This is a genomic window from Phreatobacter stygius, from assembly GCF_005144885.1.
In the GTDB taxonomy this organism is placed as follows: Bacteria; Pseudomonadota; Alphaproteobacteria; order Rhizobiales; family Phreatobacteraceae; genus Phreatobacter; species Phreatobacter stygius.
In genome coordinates this window covers 2151221-2173298 of the sequence record NZ_CP039690.1, presented here as the reverse complement: position 1 = coordinate 2173298, position 22078 = coordinate 2151221, and the positions used below count along the sequence as shown (strand labels likewise).

Genomic DNA, 22078 nt, shown 5'->3' with positions numbered 1-22078 from the left:
GGCTGGGATCAAGACGAGCCATGATGACGGCGAATGACGATACGCATGAGCTCTCCCTCGACGGCGGACCTTTGGTCCGCCGCGGCGAGGCCGAGCGCACCTGCATCGTCAACCGGCAGGCGGCGACGCCGGACCGGTTGATGCGTTTCGTCGTTGGTCCGGATGAAGCCGTGGTGCCGGACCTGAAGGCTCGCCTGCCGGGACGCGGGGCCTGGCTGACGCCGACCCGGGTGGCCTTGGCCGAGGCGATCAAACGCAAGCTGTTTGCCCGTGCCTTCAAGCGCGACGTGACGGTTTCGGCCGAGCTGCCCGATCTGATCGATCGCCTGCTCGAGAACCAGGCCCTGGAGGCGCTGTCGCTTGCCAACAAGGCCGGCGCCGTGGTGACCGGCTTCGCCAAGGTAGACGCGGCGATCGCCAAGGGGCATCTTGCCGGCCTCGTCCACGCCACCGATGCCGGCGACGACGGGGTGCGAAAGATGGCCCAGGCCATTTATCGCAACCGGGATGACGAGGACGACGCACTGCCGCGCGTCGCCTTGTTCACCTCGACGCAATTGGATTTGGCATTGGGGCGCATGAATGTGGTACATGCAGCGCTGCTCGCCGGCGGGCCGAGCTCAAATTTTCTCGCGCGCTGCACGGCCCTCGAGGTTTTCCGCACCGGTGACCTGACCGGCGGAGCATCTCCGGCTTCCGTCAACGAGCCGAAACACTGAATTTTCCAGGACCAGCCGCTAGGCGCAGGACCAGAACCGAATGACCGATGAGAAGACCCCGGGCGAGAAGACGATCAGCCTGACCGGTAAAACGCTCAGCCTGAAAAAACCCGCCGGACCCGAACACAGCATGGTTCGTCAGAGCTTCAGCCATGGCCGCAGCAAAGCTGTGGTCGTGGAGAAGGTCTCGGCGAAGCCGCGCAGCTTTGCGCCGCCGTCGCGGCCAGCCCAACCCGCAGCACCCGTCGCGCCGCCCGCCGCCGAGGCGCCGCCGCGTCCGGCCGCGCCGCCGGTCCAGGCCGCCAAGCCGCCGGCTGCCGGCATGATCCTCAGGACCCTGTCGGACGAGGAACGCGATGCGCGTGACCGCGCACTCGCGGATGCCCGTTCGCGCGAGGCCGACGAGCGCCAAGGCGCCGAAGAGGAAGCCCGTCGCCGCGCCGAGGAAGAAGCCCGCCGCAATGCCGAGCGCTCCGAGCAGGACCGCCGTCAGCGCGAGGAAGACGAGCGTCATCGCCGCGAGGAAGACGCGCGTCGTCGTGCCGAATTCGAAGCCCGCCGTCGTTTCGGCGGCGACAACCGGCCGCAGCGGCTCGACGATCTCGGCCGCACGCCGCGCCCCGAGGCGCCGGCGACCGAACAACCCGAGCAGGCCGAGGCGCGGACGCCGGCCGGTGGCGCAGGCGAGCGCCCGCCGGGCGACCGCCCGCAGCGCAGCGATCGCCCGTTCGGCGACCGTCCGCCGCGTGAAGGCGGCTTCGGCGGCCCGCGTCCTGATCGCCCGCCGGGGGATCGCCCGCCGCCGCGCGGCGATCGTCCGTTCGGTGACCGTCCGCCGCGTGAAGGCGGCTTCGGCGGCCCGCGTCCGGATCGTCCGCCAGGCGACCGGCCGTTTGGCGACCGCCCGCCGCGTAGCGACCGCCCGTTCGGCGATCGTCCGGCCGGGGGCTTTAGCGGCCCGCGCCCGGATCGGCCGCCGGGTGACCGTCCGTTCGGCGATCGTCCGCCGCGTCTTGACGGGCGTCCGCCGCGTCTCGACGGCCCGCGCCCGCCGCGTGCCTTCGGCGCCGGCGCAGCTGCGCCGGCAAGTGCCATTCCCACCCGTCCCGAAGGTGCCGGTCCGATGCGGTCCGGACCGCCCTCGGCCGGGCGTCCGCGCCCCGGCGCCGGCGACGAGGATGACGCACCGCGCGGCGCCCCGCGCCGCAGCGGCATGCCCGGCAAGGCGGCAGCGCCGCCGCCGCGTCCGACCGCGACCCCGGATGCGCCGAGCCGTACGCGCCTGACGCTGACCAATGCGCTCGTCGACGCCTCCGACCGGATGCGTTCGGAGGCCTCGTTCCGTCGCCGCGTCCAGCGCATGACGGGCCGTCGGGTGACCGAGCAAAAAGAAAAGATCATGCGCGAAGTCACGATCCCCGAGACGATCACCATCGCGGATCTCGCCAACCGCATGTCCGAGCGCGCGGTCGACATCATCCGCATGCTGATGAAGCAGGGCCAGATGCATAAGATCACCGATGTGATCGATGCGGACACCGCCCAGCTGATCGCCGAGGAACTCGGCCATGCGGTGCGGCGTGTCGCCGAGTCCGACGTAGAAGAGGGTCTGTTCGATATTCCGGATGCGGACGAGCTGCTGCAGCCGCGCGCGCCGGTGGTGACCATCATGGGTCACGTCGACCACGGCAAGACCTCGCTGCTCGACGCGTTGCGCAAGACCAATGTGGTCTCGGGCGAAGCGGGTGGCATCACCCAGCATATCGGTGCCTACCAGGTCGTCTCGCCGCTCGGCGGCAAGATCACCTTCATCGATACGCCGGGCCACGCCGCCTTCACGGCGATGCGTGCCCGTGGCGCCAAGGTCACCGACCTTGTCGTGCTGGTGGTGGCTGCCAACGATTCGGTGATGCCGCAGACGATCGAGGCGATCAATCACGCCAAGGCCGCCAAGGTTCCGATGATCGTGGCGATCAACAAGATCGATCTGCCGGACGCTCGCCCGGAAAAGGTCAAGACCGACCTTCTGCAATATGAAGTTCAGGTCGAAAGCCTGGGCGGCGACGTGCTGGAGATCGAACTTTCGGCCAAGACCGGCCAGAACCTCGACAAGCTCCTGGAGCTGATCCAGTTGCAGTCGGAGCTGCTCGATCTGAAGGCCAATCCGGACCGCCTCGCCGAAGGCACCGTGATCGAAGCCAAGCTCGATCGCGGCCGTGGCCCGGTTGCCACCGTGCTGATCCAGCGCGGCACCCTGCATACCGGCGACATCGTCGTCGCCGGTTCCGAATGGGGCCGGGTGCGCGCGCTCTTGTCGGACAAGGGCACCCAGCTCGCCGATGCCGGTCCTTCGACCCCGGTCGAAGTGCTCGGTTTCAACGGCACGCCGGAAGCCGGTGACCGTGTCGCGGTCGTCGAGAACGAAGCGCGGGCTCGCGAGATCACCGACTACCGCTCGCATCAGAAGCGCGAGAAGCAGGCGGCGCGCGTCGGCGCCGGCCGTGGCTCGCTGGCCGACATGATGACGCAGCTCAAGGCGGGGGCGGGCAAGAAGGAGTTCCCGCTGATCGTCAAGGGCGACGTGCAGGGTTCGGTGGAAGCCATCATTGGCGCGCTGGCCAAGCTCGGCAATGACGAGGTGTCGGCGCGGGTGATCCTGTCGGGTGTCGGCGGCATCACCGAGAGCGACGTCACGCTGGCGGAAACCTCCGGCGCGGCGGTTCTCGGCTTCAACGCCCGTGCGCATAAGGAAGCGCGCGAAGCAGCGGCCCGGTCCGGTATCGAGATCCGCTACTACAACATCATCTACGATCTGGTGGACGACATCAAAGCCGCCATGTCCGGCATGCTCGCGCCGGAACTGCGCGAAACCATGCTCGGCAATGCCCAGATCCTCGAGGTGTTCAACATCACCAAGGTCGGCAAGGTGGCGGGTTGCCGCGTGACCGAGGGCCGCGTCGAGCGCGGTGCTCATGTCCGTCTGATCCGCGACAACATCGTCGTCCACGAAGGCAAGCTGTCGACGCTCAAGCGCTTCAAGGACGAGGTCAAGGAAGTTCAGGTCGGCCAGGAATGCGGCATGGCCTTCGAGAGCTACCAGGACATGCGTGCCGGCGACGTGATCGAGTGCTATCGCGTCGAGGAGATCAAGCGGTCGCTGTAAGGCAATCGCCTGGCGGTTCCGACTGTCGCAACGAAGAACGGCCCGCTGGTGATCAGCGGGCCGTTTTTTTTGTGCGAGACGGCACGCCCGCATGCGATCTGCCGGCGTCGGCGACCCGCATGGACGGGCCGCCGTTCTGCTTCTCCTCTACCGGGACGTTCGCCGACGACCGCGCGCGGGTCCGGCGCAAGGCGCCGAAACCGCCGGTCAGACGACCTTGAGGCTGATCTCGCCGAGGCCGTCGACCGCCGCCAGCATGGTCTGACCGCGGGTGACCGCACCGACGCCATCGGGCGTACCGGAGAAGATGATGTCGCCGGGGAACACCTCGAAATAGGTCGAGAGATAGGAGATCTGTTCGGCCACCGACCAGATCATGTCGGAAAGATCGGCCTTCTGCTTCACCACGCCGTCGACCGAGAGCGAGATCGGGCCCTTGAGCTTGTGGCCGATGGTCGCGGCCGGATAGAGCGGGCCGACCGGGCCGGACAGGTCGGAGGCCTTGCCCGGCTCCCACGGGCGGCGCAGCTGCTTGGCCTCGTCCTGCAGGTCGCGACGGGTCATGTCGAGCCCGACGGCATAACCGAAGACGCAATCCAGCGCCTTGTCGAGCGGGATGTCGCGACCGCCCTTGGCCAGCGCCACCACCATTTCGAGCTCGAAATGATAGTTCGCGGTCTTGCTCGGGTAGGGATGCTCGACGGTCTTGCCATGCGGCACGGGCTGCAGCGCGTCGGCCGGCTTCTGGAAGAAGAACGGCGGCTCGCGGGTCGGATCGCCGCCCATTTCGCGGGCATGGGCGGCATAGTTGCGGCCGACACAATAGACGCGCCTGACCGGGAACAGCTTGTCGGTGCCCACGATCGGCAAGGCGGGACGGGCGACGGGCTCGAAAACGAAGGGCAATTGAAACTCCGGGGATGATGGTCAGGCGAGTGCGCACAAGCTAGTCTCAGCCCACCATTTGTCCATGACGAAGCCGATGATGACACATACAGAAAAGCGTGAGCTGCCCCCCCTTTTGAAACTCGCGCTCGAAATGGGGCCGCTGGTGATCTTTTTCCTGATGAATGCTTATGGCGACAAGTGGTTCGCGGTCGATCAGACCCAGCGGCTGTTCCTGGCGACCGGCGTGTTCATCGTGGCCGTGCTGGCTTCCCTTGCCATCACCTATTCGCTGATCGGCAAGCTGCCGATCATGCCGCTGGTCTCGGCGGTCGTGGTGACGGTCTTTGGCGGCCTCACGCTCATTCTGCATGACGAGATCTTCATCAAGCTGAAGCCGACCGTGGTGAATGTGCTGTTCGGCTCGATCCTGCTGTGGGCGGCGGTCACCGGGCGCAATCTCCTGAAGATCGTGCTCGATTCCGTATTCGACCTGACCGATGAGGGCTGGCGCCTGCTGACCTGGCGCTGGGCGGCGTTCTTCTTCGTGCTCGCGATCGTCAACGAAGTCGTCTGGCGCACCCAGTCGACCGATTTCTGGGTCGCCTTCAAGGTCTGGGGCATCATGCCGCTGACCATGGCCTTCGCGCTTGCCCAGATGCCGCTGATCCTGCGGCATGATGCCAATGCCGGTTCCGGCGAGGCGCGATGAGGCTTTCTGGATCCAGGCCGCTGGGATAGAAGGCGGTGGCATCCGCCCGCCTGCTGCTCTCCGGAACAAACGCTTGTATCGCAAGGCTCTCTTCGTCGTCGTCCTCGCGCTTTCGGTGGCGAGCCTCGTGCTCGCCGTATTTCCGCAACTCGATCTGGCGGTCTCCAGGCTGTTCTGGACCGCCGATGGCGGCTTCTGGATGTCGCGCTACCCGGTGCTGAACGGGCTCAGGCAGGTCAGCATGATCCCGACGATCGGGCTCGGCGTGGTGTCGCTCATCGCTCTGGTCGTCAAGATCGCCTGGCCGGGATCGAAGCCGATCCTGCCGGCGCGCATGGCGGTGTTCTTCGTGGCATCGATGCTCGCTTCCACCATCGTCCTGGTCAATGTCGTGCTGAAGGAGCATTGGGCCCGTGCCCGCCCGGTGCATGTCACCGAATTCGGCGGCCGCTGGACCTTCCAGCCCTGGTGGCAGCCCGGCGACGGCACCGGCTGCCGGACCAATTGCTCGTTCATCTCGGGCGAAGCTTCGGGCGCTGCCTGGCTGGTCGCGCCGGCCCTGGTGGCGCCGCCGGCGGTCCGTCCGGCGGCGCTCGTGGCCGTCGGCGTCTACACGGTGGCGATCAGCGCGCTGCGCATGGCCTATGGCGGGCACTTCCTGTCCGACGTGCTCATTGCCATCCTGGCGACGCTGCTCATCGTCATCGGCTTCCATTACTGGATCTATCAGCGCTGGGGTTGGCCCGATGACGACGTGGTGGCCGACCGGCTGGGGGCGATCGGACGATCGATCCGCGGCCTGTTTTCGCGCAAGAGCTAACCCCGCCGCAGCAAGCCCGCTTGCGCCAGCGGGCCAGCTTCTTTAAGTCGGCGCATACATTTCCTCGTGCGGATTGAAGCCATGGCCTCGAAGAAAGCCGTCAAGAAGGTCGTCCTCGCCTATTCGGGCGGCCTCGATACCTCGATCATCCTGAAGTGGCTGCAGACCACCTATGGCTGCGAGGTCGTCACCTTCACCGCCGACCTCGGCCAGGGCGAGGAACTGGGGCCGGCGCGCGACAAGGCGCTGCTGCTCGGCATCAAGCCCGAGAACATCTTCATGGACGACCTGCGCGAGACCTTCGTGAAGGACTACGTGTTCCCGATGTTTCGCGCCAATGCGATGTATGAGGGGCTCTACCTGCTCGGCACCTCGATCGCCCGGCCGCTGATCGCCAAGCGCCAGATCGAAATCGCCGAACAGGTCGGCGCGGATGCCGTCTCCCATGGCGCCACCGGCAAGGGCAATGACCAGGTCCGTTTCGAGCTGACCTATTACGCGCTGAAGCCCGACGTCACGGTGATCGCGCCCTGGCGCGAATGGGACCTGGCCAGCCGCGAACAGCTGCTCAAATTCGCCGAGCAGCACCAGATTCCGATCGCCAAGGACAAGCGCGGCGAAGCGCCGTTCTCGGTCGACGCCAACCTGCTGCATGCCTCCTCGGAGGGCAAGGTGCTGGAGGACCCGAGCCAGGAAGTGCCCGATTACGTCTATTCGCGCACCGACGGCCCGGAGAACGCCCCGGACAAGGCCACCTATATCACCATCGATTTCAAGGAGGGCGATGCGGTTGGCATCGACGGCCAGGCCCTGTCGCCGGCGACCATCCTGACCCGGCTGAACGAACTCGGCAAAGTCAACGGCATCGGCCGGCTCGACCTGGTCGAGAACCGCTTCGTCGGCATGAAGTCGCGCGGCATGTACGAGACGCCCGGCGGCACCATTCTCTACGTCGCCCATCGGGCGATCGAAAGCATCACGCTCGACCGCGGCGCGGCGCATCTCAAGGACGAGATCATGCCGAAATATGCCGAGCTGATCTATAATGGCTTCTGGTTCGCGCCCGAGCGCGAGATGTTGCAGGCGCTGATCGACAAGAGCCAGGAATTCGTCACCGGCACGGTCCGGCTGAAGCTCTACAAGGGCAATGTCATCGTGGTCGGCCGCGAGAGCGTCTATTCGCTCTACGACCAGGACCTGGTGACCTTCGAGGAAGGCGCGGTCGCCTACGACCACCGCGACGCCGCCGGCTTCATCAAGCTGAACGCGCTGCGCCTGCGCACGCTCGGCCAGCGGAAGAAGAAGCTCGGCTTGTAGGATTGCGCGTGCGCGACCACCTGGGTTTGATTGGCGTTAATGCCTGTGAGCCGATATTGTGTTGGTGGGAGACGAACAAATGTCCGACGCGTTGAAAATCTTGATCGAAACGGCGCGTGGAACGCAGATGTCGTCGGGTGAGCGCGAAACCCAGCGTCGCAGTTTCGCGTATGGAAACACTCACTTTGAGAACCCTCGGATCACGAAGGAGATGGTCGACCGTGAGGCCGAGCGTCTGAACAACGCCGAGAAGAAGTGAGCTTGCATGTCGAGCGACGAGGATCGACGTCATAGCGAGGCCGAAGAACCGTCACTGATTTCCGATCCTCAAGCGAAGGCGGAAGCGGAGGCCAGAAATGGCCTGCGTCAGTTCGATCTGGGTGTTCAGATCATCGAAGACGGCATTGCGAAAGGTGCCGGTTTTCGTCTTCGCCCGTCGGTCATTCTGGCGCTGCACCGCGCGGCGCTTGAGGGGCTGAGCCAGTACGCTGGAAATTGGCGTCCCGCTTCCGTCGGGATTCATGGCAGCAAGCACGAGCCAATAGGAGCACACCTCGTCGCCGAAGCGATTGAGGAAATGTGCGACTACATCAACGACAATTGGCGCGACCAAACAGCGTTACACTTGGCGTCATATGTCATGTGGCGTCTGAACTGGATTCATCCGTTCAGCGACGGCAATGGCAGAACATCCCGGATTACCTCCTATGTCGTTCTGTCTGTGAAGCTTGGGCTCGTATTACCCGGCGCGAAGACAATTCCAGAGCAGATCGTTGATAAGAGAGGTCCATATTTCGCAGCTCTGGAAGCTGCGGATCAGGCCTTCAAGGCCGGCGAGATCGATCTCTCCGTGATGGAAGCGCTACTCGAACAACTGCTGGCCGTACAGCTCGGAAAGGTGCTGGATTCGGCGTCAGGTAAGAATCGCTTCTGACAGATCCTGATAGCTGATCTTACTGGCCCTGCATCGAGCCCGATTTCGGGCCGGGCGTGCCGACGAAGCCGTTGAAGCGGTTGGCCGGGCGGGCCAGCCGGTGCTCGTTGCGGCCGCCATGCTCATGGGCGTCGGTCCCGGTCGCCTGGGCGATCGTGACCGAGGCGCGATGGCCGGAGGAGGCGATCGAGGCTTGAGCCGAGGCGGCGAGGCCAGCTGCGGTCGACAAGACTGCGGCAGCAAGCAAGGTGAGAGCCGACTTTCGGATGTCGATGAGAGCAAACATGGTCGCCTCCCCGGTTCAAGCCCCGCCGCGATATGCGGCGGAGTGACCATGGGTGGCGTGATCAGGCGATAAGGTTCAAAGCCCGGAGCCGGTCGGGGCGATTTTTCTCAATCCGCCAGCTTCTTCAGCCAGCGACGTGCCTGTGCCCGCACATTTTTCGGCGCGGTGCCGCCATAGCTGACCCGGCTCGCGACCGACCGGCCGACCGACAGGACCGAGAACACGTCCTCGGTGATGCGCTTGTCGACCGATTGCAGGTCGGTGAGATCGAGCTTGTGCAGCGGCACACCCTTGGCCGAGGCGATGCCGACACATTTCGCCGCAATGTGGTGGCTGTCGCGGAACGGGATGTCGAGCACGCGGACGCACCAGTCGGCGAGGTCGGTGGCGGTCGAATAGCCCTGGCCGGCCGCCTTCTTCATCACCGCGGCATTGGCGGTCATGTCGCGCACCATGCCGGCGGCAGCTGCGATCGCCAGCGACAGCGAGGCGAGCGCATCCATGGTCGGCTCTTTGTCCTCCTGCATGTCCTTCTGATAGGTCAGCGGCAGGCCTTTCAGCACCACGACAATGGCGGTGAAGCCGCCGAGCACCCGGCCGACCTTGGCGCGCACCAGCTCGGCCGCGTCCGGATTGCGCTTTTGCGGCATGATCGACGAGCCGGTGGAAAAGGCATCGGACAGCCGGACGAAGGAAAACGGCGACGAGCACCAGATGACGATCTCTTCGGCGAGACGCGACAGATGCACGGCGGCGATGGTGGCGGCGGCGAGCGTTTCCATCACGAAGTCGCGATCGGCGACCGAATCGAGCGAGTTCGCCGTCGGCCGGTCGAAGCCGAGCGCCTCGGCGGTTGCCTGGCGGTCGATCGGGAACGAGGTGCCGCAGAGCGCCGCGGCGCCGAGCGGGCTCTCGTTCAGCCGCCGGCGGGCATCCTGCAGCCGGCCGCGGTCGCGGCCGACCATCTCGACATAGGCCATCAGGTGGTGGCCGAAGGTGGTCGGCTGGGCCACCTGCAAATGGGTGAAGCCGGGCATGACGGTGGCTGCCTCGGCCAGCGCCTTTTCGGCCAGAGCGCGCTGCAGATCCTTCAGCTGGGCATCGAGCCCGTCGGCGGCATCGCGCACCCACAGCTTGAAATCGGTCGCCACCTGGTCGTTGCGCGAGCGAGCGGTATGCAACCGTCCGGCCGGCGCGCCGATGATCTCGGCAAGCCGCGCTTCGACGTTCATATGGATGTCTTCGAGGTTGCGCTTGAAGGTGAAAGTGCCGCCTTCGATCTCGGCCAGGACCTGGTCGAGCCCCTTCTGGATGGCGGCTTCGTCGGCGGCGCTCACGATCCGTTGAGCGCGCAACATCGCCGCATGGGCTTTCGAGCCGGCGATGTCCTGCCTATACAGGCGTTGATCGAAATCGATCGAGACGTTGATGTCTTCCATCACTGCCGCCGGTCCCGAGGCGTAACGGCCGCCCCACATCGCATTGCTCATCGTCTCGTCCTCGATCGTTCTTGTCTTGTTGCATGATCCGGAAAACCGGTCGCCGCTGTTCCGGACCATGCTGAAATGAGGTGCCTCTTCGTGTCCCGTGCAAAAGTGATCATTCTGCTTGCTGGCCTGATCGGCCTCGGCGCGGGGTTTGGGGCCTTCTACTGGACAGGAGGCCTGTCGGGCAATGCGGGCGTGCAGGCTTGCTCGGCGGCCCAGCCGGTTTCGGCCCGGCTCAGCCCGTTCGCGCGCGGCGAAGTGGCTGCCTTCAAGGTGACGGAACGGCCGCAACCGAGCCCGAACCTTGTCTTCAAGGCCGCCGACGGCCGCGAGCTGAAACTTTCGGATTTCCGCGGCCGCACCGTTCTCTTGAACCTCTGGGCGACCTGGTGCGTGCCTTGCCGGCATGAGATGCCGGCGCTGGACAAGCTGCAGGCGACGCTCGGCGGCGCCAATTTCGAGGTGGTGGCAGTCAATATCGACACCCGCCATCCCGACAAGGCGCGGGCCTGGCTGCGCGAGGCCGGTATCCGGCACCTCGCCGACTATTCCGACCATTCCGCCAAGATCTTCCAGGAGCTCAGATCGGTCGGCCGCGCTTTCGGCATGCCGACGACGCTCCTGATCGATCCGCAAGGCTGCGAGCTCGGCCATCTTCCCGGACCCGCGGAATGGGCGAGCGACGATGCGCTCAACCTGATCCGGGCCGCCATCACCCCCTGACATCGTTCCGGACCAGACCTTCCACCATGCCCGACACCACGACCCTGCGCGCCGACCTGTTCGTCCTGTTCGAACGGCTTGGCATCAAGACCCGGACCCACGAGCACCAGGCCGTGTTCACGGTCGCCGAAAGCCAGCACGTCAAGGACAGCATCCCGGGCGGGCACACCAAGAACCTGTTCCTGAAAGACAAGAAGGGGCGCCTGTTCCTGGTGGTGGCGCTCGGGTCGGCGGTCATCGACCTGAAGCGGCTGCACGAGACGATCGGCGCCTCCGGCCGGCTGTCTTTCGGCTCGGGTGAGCTTCTGGAGGAGGTCTGGGGCGTCAAGCCGGGGTCGGTGACGCCGTTCGGAGCCATTGCCGACACCGAGGGTCGTGTCGCCGTGGTGCTCGACGCTGCCATGATGGAGCACGAGGTGCTCAATTATCATCCGCTCGAAAATACCGCGACGACCAGTATCGGCCGCGACGACCTGGTGACTTTCCTGACCGCCACCGGCCACACGCCGGTGATCGTGCGGGTCAGCGCCTGAGGGCGCGGCGATCGCGGCGCGCCAAGCCGCCGGCAATTTCTTCACATGGCTGTCATCGACGCCTTGGTCCGGCCCCAATTCGGCCCCGGTGGGGCCAAGAGCCGGGGCGAGCCTGTGACCGTTGCCTCGTGCCTGATCGACGCCGCTTCGGACTCTTCAGCCCCCCAGCCCCCCGGGGCGCTGTCCGATCAGGTGCGAGCGCCGCCGGCCGAAAGGCTGGTGGTGAACGTTCGGTCATCCCCTCCGACGCGAACGTGCGGGCCGGCGCTTGGCGCCGGCCCGCTTTTTTTACGGCCTACGCAAAGTCCCGGTTTCGAGTCATGCTGGGGTGCCGGCGGCGCCCGGACCGTCGGCCGCCCGGGCCGGTGGAACAGGTCCGTGTTTCGGGCCATTGGCATGGGACCTAGCGGAGTGACCGCCATGCGCAGCAAGCTCGATCCGGTCGAACGCACCGTGGCCCTGGCGGCGCTGCCGCAATGGTCCGAGGTCGAAGGCCGCGACGCGATCGCGCGGCGCTTTGTATTCAAGAATTTTTCCGAAGCCTGGGGCTTCATGAGCCGGTCGGCGCTGATCGCCGAGCGGATGGACCACCATCCCGAATGGTTCAATGTCTACAAGACGGTCGACGTGACGCTGTCGACCCATGACGCCGGCGGGGTGACCCATCTCGACATTTCGCTGGCCAAGGCCATGGACGCGATCGCCGGCAATTGACGTTTCGGTTCAGCGGTCGCAGGTCCAGCTCATCACCGGCAGCCGGGCCTCGCGCTCGGCAATGAAGCCATGGGCGGAACGGGCTGGAACTTCGACTTCGATCATCCGGGTCAGGCCCTGGTCGACGACCTGGCGCAGCATGACCTTTTCGCCCGGCTCGAGCCGGACCAGGGCGCGGCCGCTTTGCACGGCATCGAGCAGGGTCGCGCCTTCCGCGGCGACCTCGATCTCGAAGGTCCGGCAAGGCTGGCCACCGGCCGGCTCGGTCGGCGGCGTCACGGTGATCGGCACGGTACGGACCACACGCGGGGCTTCCGGCCCGGTCAGCGGCGGCGAGGCGATGGTTTCCGGCGGGTTGAGCGAGGTGAAAATCGCGATGCCCAGGGCCACCATGGCGGCCACCACCATGGCCACCAGAAACCATTTCAGCCGGCCGGGCGAACCGTCGGGCAGCTTGACGGGAACCGGGCTGCCGCCGCGCTGCGCATCGAGATCCCGTTCAAGCGCCGCCAGGGACGCCAGATGGGCGATCTGCGCGTCGAGATGGTCGTACCAGCCGTCGAAATCATCGGGGGCGGGTTCGCGCGCCCGGTAAGAGCGATCGAGGCCGTCAAGCGTGGCGCGCAGGTCGATATGCGGCCCGGTCGGCGGAGCGCCGATATCCGTGCCGTAGCGCGTGATGGCAATGGCCAGGTCGTTTTCGGCCCGCGCGATGACATCGCGCAAGGCCGTCCGCGTTTCCATATTGGTCTGGAACGCCCGCCGCTTGAGTTCGCTCGGCGGATCGGCCGTGACCTTCAGTTCGGCGGCGGCCAGGCGCAGCGCATCCTCGATGCTCGGCGCCGGCCGCGTCAGCCCGCCGACCCGCGCGCCGTAGCTGTCGAGGACGTGGTAGCGGTAGCGATAGGCCGATACGAGGGGCGCGACATCCACGAGCTGTGATCCAGGGGGTTCAGGCCGTCATTTCGGTGCCATGCGGATGGCGCCGTCGAGACGGATGGCAAAGCCGTTCAGCATATCGTTGTCGATGATATGTTCCACCATCTTGGCATATTCGTCGGGCTTGCCCAGGCGCGAGGGGAACGGCACCTGTGCTTCGAGCGACTGGCGGAACTCCGGCGAGACCGTGTCGAACAGCGGCGTGTGGAACAAGCCGGGCATGATCGTCATCACCCGGATGCCTTCGCGGGCGAGGTCGCGGGCGATCGGCAGGGTCATGCCGACCACGCCGCCCTTCGAGGCGGAATAGGCGACCTGGCCGATCTGGCCATCCTCGGCGGCGACCGAGGCGGTCGACACGATGACGCCGCGGCCGCCGTCGCTGGTGACGGGGGCGAGTGACGCCATGCCGGCGGCGCTCTTGGCGGTCATCTGGAAGCTGCCGATCAGATTGACGGTCACGACCTTGGTGAAGGTCGCGACGTCATGCGGCGTGATCGCGCCGGTCGCCTTGTCGCGGCTGATCGTCTTCTTGGCCGGCCCGATGCCGGCGCAATTGACCAGAACCCGTTCGATGCCGTGCGCCGCGCGGGCCTTGACGAAACCGGCATCGACGGACGCCTCGTTGGACACGTCGACCAGGCAGAACAGCCCGCCGATTTCGGCCGCCAGTTTCTCGCCGCGCTCGGCATTCATGTCGAACAGCGCCACCTTGACGCCGTGCGAGGCGAGCCGGCGGGCGGTTGCTTCGCCGAGACCCGAAGCGCCGCCGGTGACAATGGCCGCGGTATCCTTGCCGATCTGCATGTCATTTCCTCCTTGGCGGCCGGCCGGCCGTTTCGATGGGTTCGTCCCGACCGGTCTTAGAAGAAAGGATTCGCCATGGCAAAGGCCGGTGCCATCAGCGGACCGGCCTGCGTGGCAGCGGAATGCGCGGTATGCTGACCGGCAAATGGCGCTTCTCGCCGAACAGCATGACGTCGCGGCTCTTGAACAGGCCGACCAGCAGCGCGCCGGCGATCAGGCCGCCGACATGCGCCCACCAGGCGGTATCGCCGCCTTGCGCGGTGAACAGGTGGAACAGCTGCAGGACGATCCAGGCGCCGAGCGCCAGCCAGACCGGGATCGATATCGGCAGGACGTTGAAGGCCAGGCCGAACACCCGGACCCGCGGGAACAGGATCAGATAGGCGGCAAGCACGCCGGAGATCGCGCCGGATGCGCCAACCAGCGGCGCCTGTGAAACCGGATTGATCGCCAGATGGATCGCGCCGGCGATGAGGCCGCAGATCAGGTAGAAGGCGAGGAAGCGCACATGGCCCATGGCGTCCTCGACATTGTCGGCGAACACCCAGAGGAACAGCATGTTGCCGATGAGGTGCATCCAGCCGCCATGCATGAACATGTAGGTGATCCAGGTCACCCAGGGCGACACCAGGTAAAGCTCGGGCGAGAGTGTCGCCTGATTGGTCACCACGGCCGGAATCAGGCCGAGCCCCAATGCATTGGCATTGGCGGTCTGGGCCGGAACGAGGCCGGTGGTGAGGAGAAAAATCGCGACGTTCAGGCCGATCAGCCCGTAGGTCACGTAGGGCCAGGTGATGGCGCGATGCGGATTCTGGTCGGACAGCGGCAGGAACATTGCCGGACGTTAGCCCGGCGGCGTCTTTGCTGTCATCCTCGCCGTTGGATCTCACTTGATTCCATGATCTAAGATTTCTAATCTCCGATCGTGGAATTGGTCAGCAGCCTTGCCCATTCGGGATCGCGTCCTGGCGCTCCCCAGCAACCGCAGTCTTTGCAGGATCGACATCATGGCGCCGTCCAAGCCTCCCCATCTCAAGCCACGCACCCTTGCCGCCCAGGCGCTCGGCTGGGAGGAGCATGAGACCCACGCGGTGGTGACGCCGATCCATGTCGCGACCACCTTCATCCGCGATCCGGACAACCAGTACCGCAACGGTTTCATCTATGGCCGGCCCGACAACCAGACGGTCAGGCAATGCGAGGCCCTGCTGACGCAGCTCGAGGAAGGCGCCGAGGCCATGCTGCTCGGGTCGGGCATGTCGGCGGCGACTGCCGTGGTGATGGCTTTGCCGACCGGCGCCCATATCGTCGCGCCGACGGTGATGTACTGGGCCTTGCGCAACTGGCTGATGAACGATGCGACGGCCTATGGCTATCGCACCACATTCGTCGATACCTCGGATCTGCAGGCGGTGAAGGCCGCGATCGAGCCCGGCAAGACCAGGCTGGTCTGGCTGGAGACCCCGTCCAATCCGCTCTGGACGGTGTCCGACATCGCCGCCATTGCGGACGCGGCCCATGCCGGCGGCGCCATCGTGGCTGTCGATTCGACCGTGGCCACGCCGGTTTTCACCCGGCCGCTGACGCTTGGCGCCGACATCGTCATGCATGCCGCGACCAAATATCTGAACGGCCATTCCGACGTGGTGGCCGGCGCGCTGGTGACCCGCGAGACCAATGAGCTCTGGGCCAGGATCCGCCGCGTCCGCTCGATGCACGGCCAGATCCTCGGGCCGTTCGAGGCCTTCCTGCTGATGCGCGGCATGCGCACGCTGCATGTGCGTGTCGAGGCCCAGGCGAAAGCGGCCCTGGGCCTTGCCGAGCGGCTGAAAGGCCATCCGCTGGTGGCCGAGGTGCTCTATCCCGGACTGACCTCGCATCCCCAGCACGCGGTCGCCCGGCGCCAGATGACCGGCGGCTTTTCCGGCATGATGTCGATCCGGGTCAAGGCCGGCGAGACGGCGGCGGTGTCGACGGCGGCGCGCGTGGCCTTGTGGAAACGCGCCACCTCGCTCGGCGGCGTCGAGAGCCTGATCGAGCATCGCGCCTCGATCGAAGGCGCCGGCTCGCCTTGCCCGACCGACCTGCTGCGGCTGTCGGTTGGCCTTGAAGATGCCGACGACCTCTACGAGGATATCGATCGGGCGCTGCGCGGCGCCAACGACTGAGCTGGCGGCGGCCCGGCAGCGTCGGCGGCGGGCTACCAGTCGCAGGGCAGGGCGAGGCATTCCATGCCGACGCAGACGCCGTCGAACCAGCCGCTGTCGGATCCTTTCGCTGTGCCGCGCTTGCGGCCGTTGTCGCCCTCGGCGGTCTCGTCCGAGGCGGCGGTCGTGGCGAGCAGCGTCGTATGGGCTCGCCTGCAGCGCGCGAATTGGCGCGGCAGGGCCTTGGTCAGGGTCAGCACGCCGCGGTCCAGCACCGTCTGGCGGGCATATTCCGAGCAGGACCGGCCGCCGGTCAGCACCCGATAGGCGCAGCAAAAGCCCTTATGGGGCGACACCCATCTTTGATAGACGAAGATCGAGCCCGCCGCCGCGTAGCGCACCATCTGTCCAGCCCCCGTCGCAAGTCTCCCGGACGGATCCTCGGCGGGTTCGGTTGCGCGAGTTTTTCATTGCGGCGCCGGTTCAGTTTCCGCCGTCGAGCAGCCGCCTGGCGATCACCTGCGCCTGGATTTCGGCGGCGCCTTCGAAAATGTTGAGAATGCGCGCGTCGCAGAGCACGCGGCTGACCGGATATTCCAGCGCGAAGCCGTTGCCGCCATGGATCTGCAGCGCGTTGTCGGCCGCCGCCCAGGCGACACGCGCGCCGAGCAGCTTGGCCATGCCGGCTTCCAGGTCGCAGCGGCGGTCATGGTCTTTCTGGCGCGCGGCGTAATAGGTCATCTGGCGGGCGATCATCACCTCGACCGCCATCATGGCGATCTTGTCGGCGACCCGCGGGAAGGCGATCAGCGGCTTGCCGAACTGGATGCGCTCCTGGGCATAACGCAGGCCGAGATCCATGGCCGCCTGGCCAACGCCGACGGCGCGGGCGGCGGTCTGGATGCGGGCAGCCTCGAAGGTCTGCATCAACTGCTTGAAACCCTGGCCTTCGACCCCGCCCAGCAGGTTTTCGGCCTTCACCTCGAAGCCGTCGAAACCGATCTCATATTCCTTCATGCCGCGATAACCGAGCACCTCGATCTCACCGCCGGTCATGCCCGGCGCCGGGAACGGCTCCTCGTCGGTGCCCCGCGGCTTCTCGGCGATGAACATCGACAGGCCCTTGTAGCCGGGCTCGTCCGGATTGGTGCGCGCCAGCAGTGTCATCACGTCGGCGCGGACCGGGTGGGTGATCCAGGTCTTGTTGCCGGACACCTTGTAGACGTCGCCGTCGCGCAAGGCCCGGGTCTTCAGCGAGGCGAGATCCGAGCCGGTATTCGGTTCGGTGAAGACCGCGGTCGGCAGCACCTCGCCGGAGGCGATCAGTGGCAGCCACTTGTCCTTCTGCGCCTCCGTGCCGCCTGCCAGGATCAGCTCGCAGGCGATTTCCGAGCGGGTGCCGAGCGAGCCGACGCCAATATAGCCACGCGACAGCTCTTCCGAGACGACGCACATGGATTCCTTGCCGAGCCCCATGCCGCCATAGCTTTCCGGCAGGGTCAGGCCGAACACGCCGAGTTCGGACAGCTTGGCGATGACATCGAGCGGGATATACTGGTTGTTGAGATGCCACTCGTGGGCAAAAGGCAGCACCTCGGCAAGCGCGAACTTGCGCATTTCATCGCGGATCGCCTCGAGGGTTTCGTCGAGCGCCGGCTCGCCGAAATGGCCTGATGACTCACGCTCCTGGACCAGCACGGCCAGGCGCGCACGGTTCGTCGCGGTATTGCCCGATGCGATCAGCGTGTCGACGGCGCCGTCGAAGCGCCTGGCGATATCGGCGGGCGACAGGCCGAGATCGGTTGGCCGCACCGTTTCGCCCTGGCTCATGGCGATGCCGCCGAGCATCTGGGCGAGATATTCGCCAAGGCCGACGCGCACGATGAGCTCTTCGATCTCGCCGAATTTGCCCTGGGCGCTCAGCCGCTCGGCATAGGAGGTGAGCTGGCGGATGCTTTCGACATAGGTGGCAAGCCAGGCGAGGCCATGGGTGGCGCGCTGCTCGCGCTCCAGCGCCGCATTGGAAATCCGGCCGTCTTCGGTGACCAGCGCGCGGACCGCCGAGGTCGCGTCGGCCAGAATGGCGTCGCTGGCGACGATGGCGCCGCGGGCGAGGTCGAGAAGGCCGGCCGATTGATCCTGGCGGGCGAGAGCGGGGCTCATGGCGATCTCCTGAGCGCAAAATCGACGATGCTGCGATGCAAAATAGCGCAGACCGGGGCGGACGCAATCCGCCTAACGACGCCTATGGCGCTGGCCGGGCCTTGGTGCGTGTCAGGACCGGCGAACCGCCAGCCAGACGCCGGCGGCGGTCACCGCCATGCCGACAAGCTGGATCGCGGCCAGCGTCTCGCTGAAAAACAGATAGGACATCAGCGCGGAAACCGGCGGCACGAGATAGATATAGGCTGCTGCCCGCGACACTTCGCCCCGGCCGATCAGGTAGAGGAACAGGCCCACCCCGCCGACCGACAGGGCCAGCACCGACCAGGCCATGGTCAGCACCAGGGTCTGGTTCCAGTCGGCCTCGAACGCGCCGAAAGTGACAACCAGCGGCAAGGTGGTCAGGGCTGCGCCGACATATTGCCAGGCGGTGGTGGTGCGCAGGTCGCCGCCCGAAACGAAGCGCTTCTGGTAAAACGAGCCGAGCGTCGCCGCCAGCATGGCCAGGACGTTGACGACGAGCGGGACGAGCACCGTCGCGAGCATGGCGGGGTCGATGCCGAGGACCTTCGGCGCCAGAACCAGGATGATGCCGGCGAAACCGAGCGCAACGCCCAGCGCCTGCTTCAGCGAAATGCGTTCGCCGATGAGCGCCGGCGCCAAAAGGGCGGTGAAGACCGGCTGCAGGCCGGCCATGATGCCGGAAACGCCTGTCGGCACGCCGTTGCGGACCGCCCACCAGACGCCGCCGAGATAGAGCGTGTGCAGCAGCACGCCGGAAGCCATGGCATGGCCGATCGCCCGCGGGCTGGAGGGCCAGGGTGCGCGGGTAGCCGCGGCGATCAGCGCGATCACCGCGGCGGCGAGAGCAAAGCGAACGAACAGGAACCACAAGGGGTCGGCATGACGGGCGGCAAACCCTGCGACGACCCATCCCGTCGACCAGATCAGGACGAAGACGAGAGGCACGGCCTTGGCGAACGAGGGCATGGCGGCTTCCGGCGGTCGGGGGCGGACCCTATGACCCCGCCTGCCAACTTTCAATCGAATGGCCGCAATGCGTATTTGCGTTACGTAATGTCATGTAGAACCACATGAAATCATTGCGAAATCGATTCCGGTGAGCGGTTCTTTAACTAATCCCCGCGATTGTGGCGCAGCCGGAATTCATGGGGATGCCCACAATGTCGATTCGTCTGCCCGCCCTCTCGATACGCCTGCGCATCGCGCTGCTGGCGCTGGTGCCGATCGCGGGTGTTCTCGCGGCCGGCGTCGCCTCCTGGTACGGCCAGCGCTCCGCGGCGCAGGCCTTCGAATCCTATGACGGTTTCGCCAACCTGGCCCAGGACGCGCAGAAGGTGCGCGCCGGCGTGCGCGACCTGCGCTTCTACGCCATCGACTTTTCCGAGCGCTACCAGGGCGAGGCGCCCATGCAGTTCAACACGGCCCGCGCCGAGGCGATCATGGCGCTGCGCGCCGCCCGGGCGAAGCCGGAGGCGGCGGCGCTGGCCACCGATATCGACCAGTCGCTGAAACAGCTCGCCGATGCCGCCCAGGCCTTCGAACTGATGAAGGCGACGATCGAAACCCTCGGCATGGACGACAAGTCCGGCCTGAACGGCCGCATGACCGAATCGGTCCAGCAGCTCGAGGTGCTGGCCCGGCGGGTGGCGCAGAATTTCGACGACGGCGCCGGCATCCTCGAGCAGGTGCTGCAGATGCGCCGGCATGAAAAGGACTTCATGCTGCGCGGCGCCCAGGAAGATCTCGAGTTGTTCCGCCAGGCCCGGACCAAATTTGTCAACGAGGTCAGCCGCTCGGTGATCGCGCCGGCGATGAAGTCGGATCTGATGAAGGCCGGCGAAGTCTATTGGCCGGCGCTCGATGCCTTTGTCGATGGCACCAGGACCGTTGAAACGACGGTCTGGGAGCTCGAGCGGCTGCTCACCAGCCTCGACCAGACCACCGACAAGCTGGTCGCGGCGGCCGATGCCGGCAAGACCCAGGCGAGCGAGGCGCGGCTTGCCGCCCAGAACGCCACCAGCATGCTGGTCATCGGTATCATTGGCGCGGTGATCCTGCTCTGCTGCCTGGTCGGCCTGGTGCTCGGCCGGTCGATCACCCGCCAGATCGGCGGCATTACCGGCGCCATGCGGGAACTGGCCGGCGGCGACACCTCGATCACCGTGCCGGCGACGGAAGCCAAGGACGAGCTCGGCGAAATGGCCCGCGCGGTCCTGGTGTTCCGCGACAATGCCATCGAGCGCGAGCGCCTGGCGGCGGAACAGATCGCCGAAGTCGAGGCGCGCAACCGCCGCTCCGGCGCGGTCGACCAGCTGATCCGCGGCTTCGAGGACGCCGCCGAACGCTCGCTCAGCGCGCTGCGCGGCGCGTCCGGCGAACTCGATGGAGCCTCCGACAATCTGGAGACCGCCTCCGGTGCGGTGACCAGCGAGACCGACAGCGCCACCGGCGCGATGGAACAGGCCTCGGGCTCGGTCGCGTCAGCGGCAGCGGCGGCCGAGGAACTGTCGGCGTCGATCGCCGAGATCGCCACCCAGGCCGCCAAGTCGAACGAGGTGGCCGGCGTTGCCGTCACCGAGGCCGAGCGCACGGCGCAGACCATGGGCTCGCTCGCCCAGGCCGCGACGCGTATTGGCGAGGTGGTCAACCTGATCCAGGCGATCGCCGGTCAGACCAACCTCCTGGCGCTGAACGCCACGATCGAGGCGGCGCGCGCCGGTGAGGCCGGCCGCGGTTTCGCGGTCGTCGCTTCCGAGGTGAAGAACCTGGCGGCGCAGACCGCCAAGGCAACCGAAGAGATCGCCGCCCAGATCGGCGCGATCCAGGACGCCTCCGGCGACGCGGTCACCGCGATCGACAAGGTCAATACGGTGATCGGCGAGATGCGCGGCATCGCCGCTTCGGTTGCGGCGGCGGTCGAGGAGCAGAACGCGGCGGTGTCGACCATTGCGAGCGCGGTCAATCGCGCCTCCGACGAGGCTCGCGGCAGCACCGAAGCCATGGTCCGGGTCGGCGGCACGGCCCAGTCGGCAAAAGCCACGGCTGAGGATGTGCGCGCGCTGTCGGGCCGCCTCGGCGAGGAGGCCCAGGCACTCGATCGCGAAATCCAGGCTTTCCTGGAAGGCGTGCGGGCGGCCTGACGCCATCCGCGAACCTGTCCGCGGGACATAAAAAAAGCGCGGCGAGACAATCTCGCCGCGCTATCTTTTTTCGGGTTGGCGCCGGTACGGCGTGCTCAGCCTTTGGCGGCGACGACCATGATCTCGACGGTAAATTGCGGCGCGGCGAGCTTGGCCTCGACGGTGGCGCGCGCCGGCGTGTGGCCCGGTGCGACCCAGCCATCCCAGACGGCGTTCATTTCAGCGAAGGTCGACATGTCGCTCAGCCAGATATTGGCCGACAGCAGGTTCAGCTTGGAGCTGCCGCATTCGGCCAGCAGGCCGTCGATGATCGACAGGATATCGGCGGTCTGTTCGGTGACCGATTTGCCGGCTGCGGTCTTCGCCACCTGACCGGCGAGATAGATGGTATTGCCATGGACGACCGCGCCGCTCATGCGGGGGCCGACCTGCTTGCGCTCGATGGACATGATTGATCTCCCATGGGCCGCCGTCTCGCGGCGCGCGTGTCGTAGCGCGGCCACGCGGCCGGGCCAACCTGAATCGCCCCGATGCGTCGGGATGACGCCATGCGCTGCCAGCACAT

22 protein-coding genes are annotated in these 22078 nt (G+C 66.3%); 12 read left to right on the top strand and 10 right to left on the bottom strand.

Translation table 11 applies throughout. From position 1 onward, the window contains the following. The first annotated feature begins 23 nt into the window (after positions 1–23). On the top strand, positions 24–719 hold the full coding sequence (locus E8M01_RS09905; protein ID WP_136959976.1) for an RNA-binding protein: 696 nt from the start codon (positions 24–26) through the stop codon (positions 717–719). Between the two features lie 40 nt (positions 720–759). Further along, positions 760–3882, top strand: a complete 3123-nt coding sequence (gene infB / locus E8M01_RS09900) for a translation initiation factor IF-2 (protein WP_136959975.1) — start codon at positions 760–762, stop codon at positions 3880–3882. Positions 3883–4089: 207 nt separating this feature from the next. Here infB and E8M01_RS09895 read toward each other — a convergent pair whose 3' ends face one another. Then, entirely contained in the window at positions 4090–4788 is a 699-nt protein-coding gene (locus tag E8M01_RS09895; protein ID WP_136959974.1) for a fumarylacetoacetate hydrolase family protein, read from the bottom strand. A 79-nt stretch (positions 4789–4867) separates the two neighbouring features. On the opposite strand from E8M01_RS09895, the gene E8M01_RS09890 reads away from it, so the two are divergent. The 5 genes from E8M01_RS09890 to E8M01_RS09870 all read left to right on the top strand — a co-directional run bounded on the left by E8M01_RS09890 (position 4868) and on the right by E8M01_RS09870 (position 8550). Beyond that, a complete protein-coding gene (locus E8M01_RS09890; protein WP_246088664.1) occupies positions 4868–5479 on the top strand; it encodes a septation protein A in 612 nt (203 codons plus the stop codon). Positions 5480–5552: 73 nt separating this feature from the next. Next, a complete protein-coding gene (locus tag E8M01_RS09885) occupies positions 5553–6299 on the top strand; it encodes a phosphatase PAP2 family protein (RefSeq protein ID WP_170181845.1) in 747 nt (248 codons plus the stop codon). An 81-nt stretch (positions 6300–6380) separates the two neighbouring features. Next, positions 6381–7616 carry an argininosuccinate synthase gene (locus E8M01_RS09880; protein WP_136959971.1) on the top strand — a complete coding sequence of 412 codons (1236 nt, stop codon included), beginning with the start codon at positions 6381–6383 and terminating at the stop codon, positions 7614–7616. A 79-nt stretch (positions 7617–7695) separates the two neighbouring features. Then, positions 7696–7875: a hypothetical protein gene (locus tag E8M01_RS09875; RefSeq protein ID WP_136959970.1), complete on the top strand. Its 180-nt coding sequence runs from the start codon at positions 7696–7698 to the stop codon at positions 7873–7875. Between the two features lie 6 nt (positions 7876–7881). Continuing rightward, positions 7882–8550 (top strand): Fic family protein, encoded by a 669-nt coding sequence (locus tag E8M01_RS09870; protein ID WP_136959969.1) that lies wholly within the window; start codon positions 7882–7884, stop codon positions 8548–8550. A gap of 19 nt (positions 8551–8569) precedes the next feature. On the opposite strand, the gene E8M01_RS09865 is transcribed toward E8M01_RS09870, so the two are convergent. After that, positions 8570–8836, bottom strand: a complete 267-nt coding sequence (locus E8M01_RS09865; protein WP_136959968.1) for a hypothetical protein — start codon at positions 8834–8836, stop codon at positions 8570–8572. A 107-nt stretch (positions 8837–8943) separates the two neighbouring features. Next, complete coding sequence (argH, locus tag E8M01_RS09860) at positions 8944–10326, bottom strand: argininosuccinate lyase (protein WP_136959967.1); 1383 nt, start codon at positions 10324–10326, stop codon at positions 8944–8946. A 90-nt stretch (positions 10327–10416) separates the two neighbouring features. Here argH and tlpA point away from each other — a divergent pair, with 90 nt between their 5' ends. The 3 genes from tlpA to E8M01_RS09845 all read left to right on the top strand — a co-directional run bounded on the left by tlpA (position 10417) and on the right by E8M01_RS09845 (position 12293). Then, positions 10417–11046 carry a thiol:disulfide interchange protein TlpA gene (gene tlpA / locus E8M01_RS09855; RefSeq protein ID WP_246088663.1) on the top strand — a complete coding sequence of 210 codons (630 nt, stop codon included), beginning with the start codon at positions 10417–10419 and terminating at the stop codon, positions 11044–11046. Positions 11047–11072: 26 nt separating this feature from the next. Beyond that, a complete protein-coding gene (locus E8M01_RS09850; RefSeq protein WP_136959965.1) occupies positions 11073–11579 on the top strand; it encodes a prolyl-tRNA synthetase associated domain-containing protein in 507 nt (168 codons plus the stop codon). A gap of 420 nt (positions 11580–11999) precedes the next feature. After that, positions 12000–12293 (top strand): 4a-hydroxytetrahydrobiopterin dehydratase, encoded by a 294-nt coding sequence (locus E8M01_RS09845; RefSeq protein ID WP_136959964.1) that lies wholly within the window; start codon positions 12000–12002, stop codon positions 12291–12293. A gap of 9 nt (positions 12294–12302) precedes the next feature. Here the strand turns inward: E8M01_RS09845 and E8M01_RS09840 are convergent, their stop codons facing one another. From E8M01_RS09840 to E8M01_RS09830, 3 genes are all read right to left on the bottom strand, one after another. Further along, entirely contained in the window at positions 12303–13226 is a 924-nt protein-coding gene (locus E8M01_RS09840) for a hypothetical protein (protein WP_136959963.1), read from the bottom strand. A gap of 27 nt (positions 13227–13253) precedes the next feature. Continuing rightward, positions 13254–14039, bottom strand: coding sequence for an SDR family NAD(P)-dependent oxidoreductase (locus E8M01_RS09835; RefSeq protein ID WP_136959962.1), 786 nt, complete (start codon positions 14037–14039; stop codon positions 13254–13256). A gap of 94 nt (positions 14040–14133) precedes the next feature. Further along, entirely contained in the window at positions 14134–14874 is a 741-nt protein-coding gene (locus E8M01_RS09830; RefSeq protein WP_136959961.1) for a rhomboid family intramembrane serine protease, read from the bottom strand. 172 nt (positions 14875–15046) lie between these two features. On the opposite strand from E8M01_RS09830, the gene E8M01_RS09825 reads away from it, so the two are divergent. Further along, on the top strand, positions 15047–16207 hold the full coding sequence (locus E8M01_RS09825; RefSeq protein WP_136959960.1) for a trans-sulfuration enzyme family protein: 1161 nt from the start codon (positions 15047–15049) through the stop codon (positions 16205–16207). A gap of 32 nt (positions 16208–16239) precedes the next feature. Here E8M01_RS09825 and yidD read toward each other — a convergent pair whose 3' ends face one another. The 3 genes from yidD to E8M01_RS09810 all read right to left on the bottom strand — a co-directional run bounded on the left by yidD (position 16240) and on the right by E8M01_RS09810 (position 19339). Beyond that, a complete protein-coding gene (gene yidD, locus E8M01_RS09820) occupies positions 16240–16590 on the bottom strand; it encodes a membrane protein insertion efficiency factor YidD (RefSeq protein WP_136959959.1) in 351 nt (116 codons plus the stop codon). A 79-nt stretch (positions 16591–16669) separates the two neighbouring features. After that, positions 16670–18349: an acyl-CoA dehydrogenase family protein gene (locus E8M01_RS09815; RefSeq protein WP_136959958.1), complete on the bottom strand. Its 1680-nt coding sequence runs from the start codon at positions 18347–18349 to the stop codon at positions 16670–16672. A 111-nt stretch (positions 18350–18460) separates the two neighbouring features. Continuing rightward, on the bottom strand, positions 18461–19339 hold the full coding sequence (locus E8M01_RS09810) for a DMT family transporter (protein ID WP_136959957.1): 879 nt from the start codon (positions 19337–19339) through the stop codon (positions 18461–18463). A gap of 194 nt (positions 19340–19533) precedes the next feature. Between E8M01_RS09810 and E8M01_RS09805 the strand changes: the two genes are divergently transcribed. Further along, complete coding sequence (locus E8M01_RS09805) at positions 19534–21513, top strand: methyl-accepting chemotaxis protein (RefSeq protein ID WP_136959956.1); 1980 nt, start codon at positions 19534–19536, stop codon at positions 21511–21513. 95 nt (positions 21514–21608) lie between these two features. Here the strand turns inward: E8M01_RS09805 and E8M01_RS09800 are convergent, their stop codons facing one another. Continuing rightward, entirely contained in the window at positions 21609–21962 is a 354-nt protein-coding gene (locus E8M01_RS09800; protein ID WP_136959955.1) for a RidA family protein, read from the bottom strand. Positions 21963–22078: the final 116 nt, after the last annotated feature.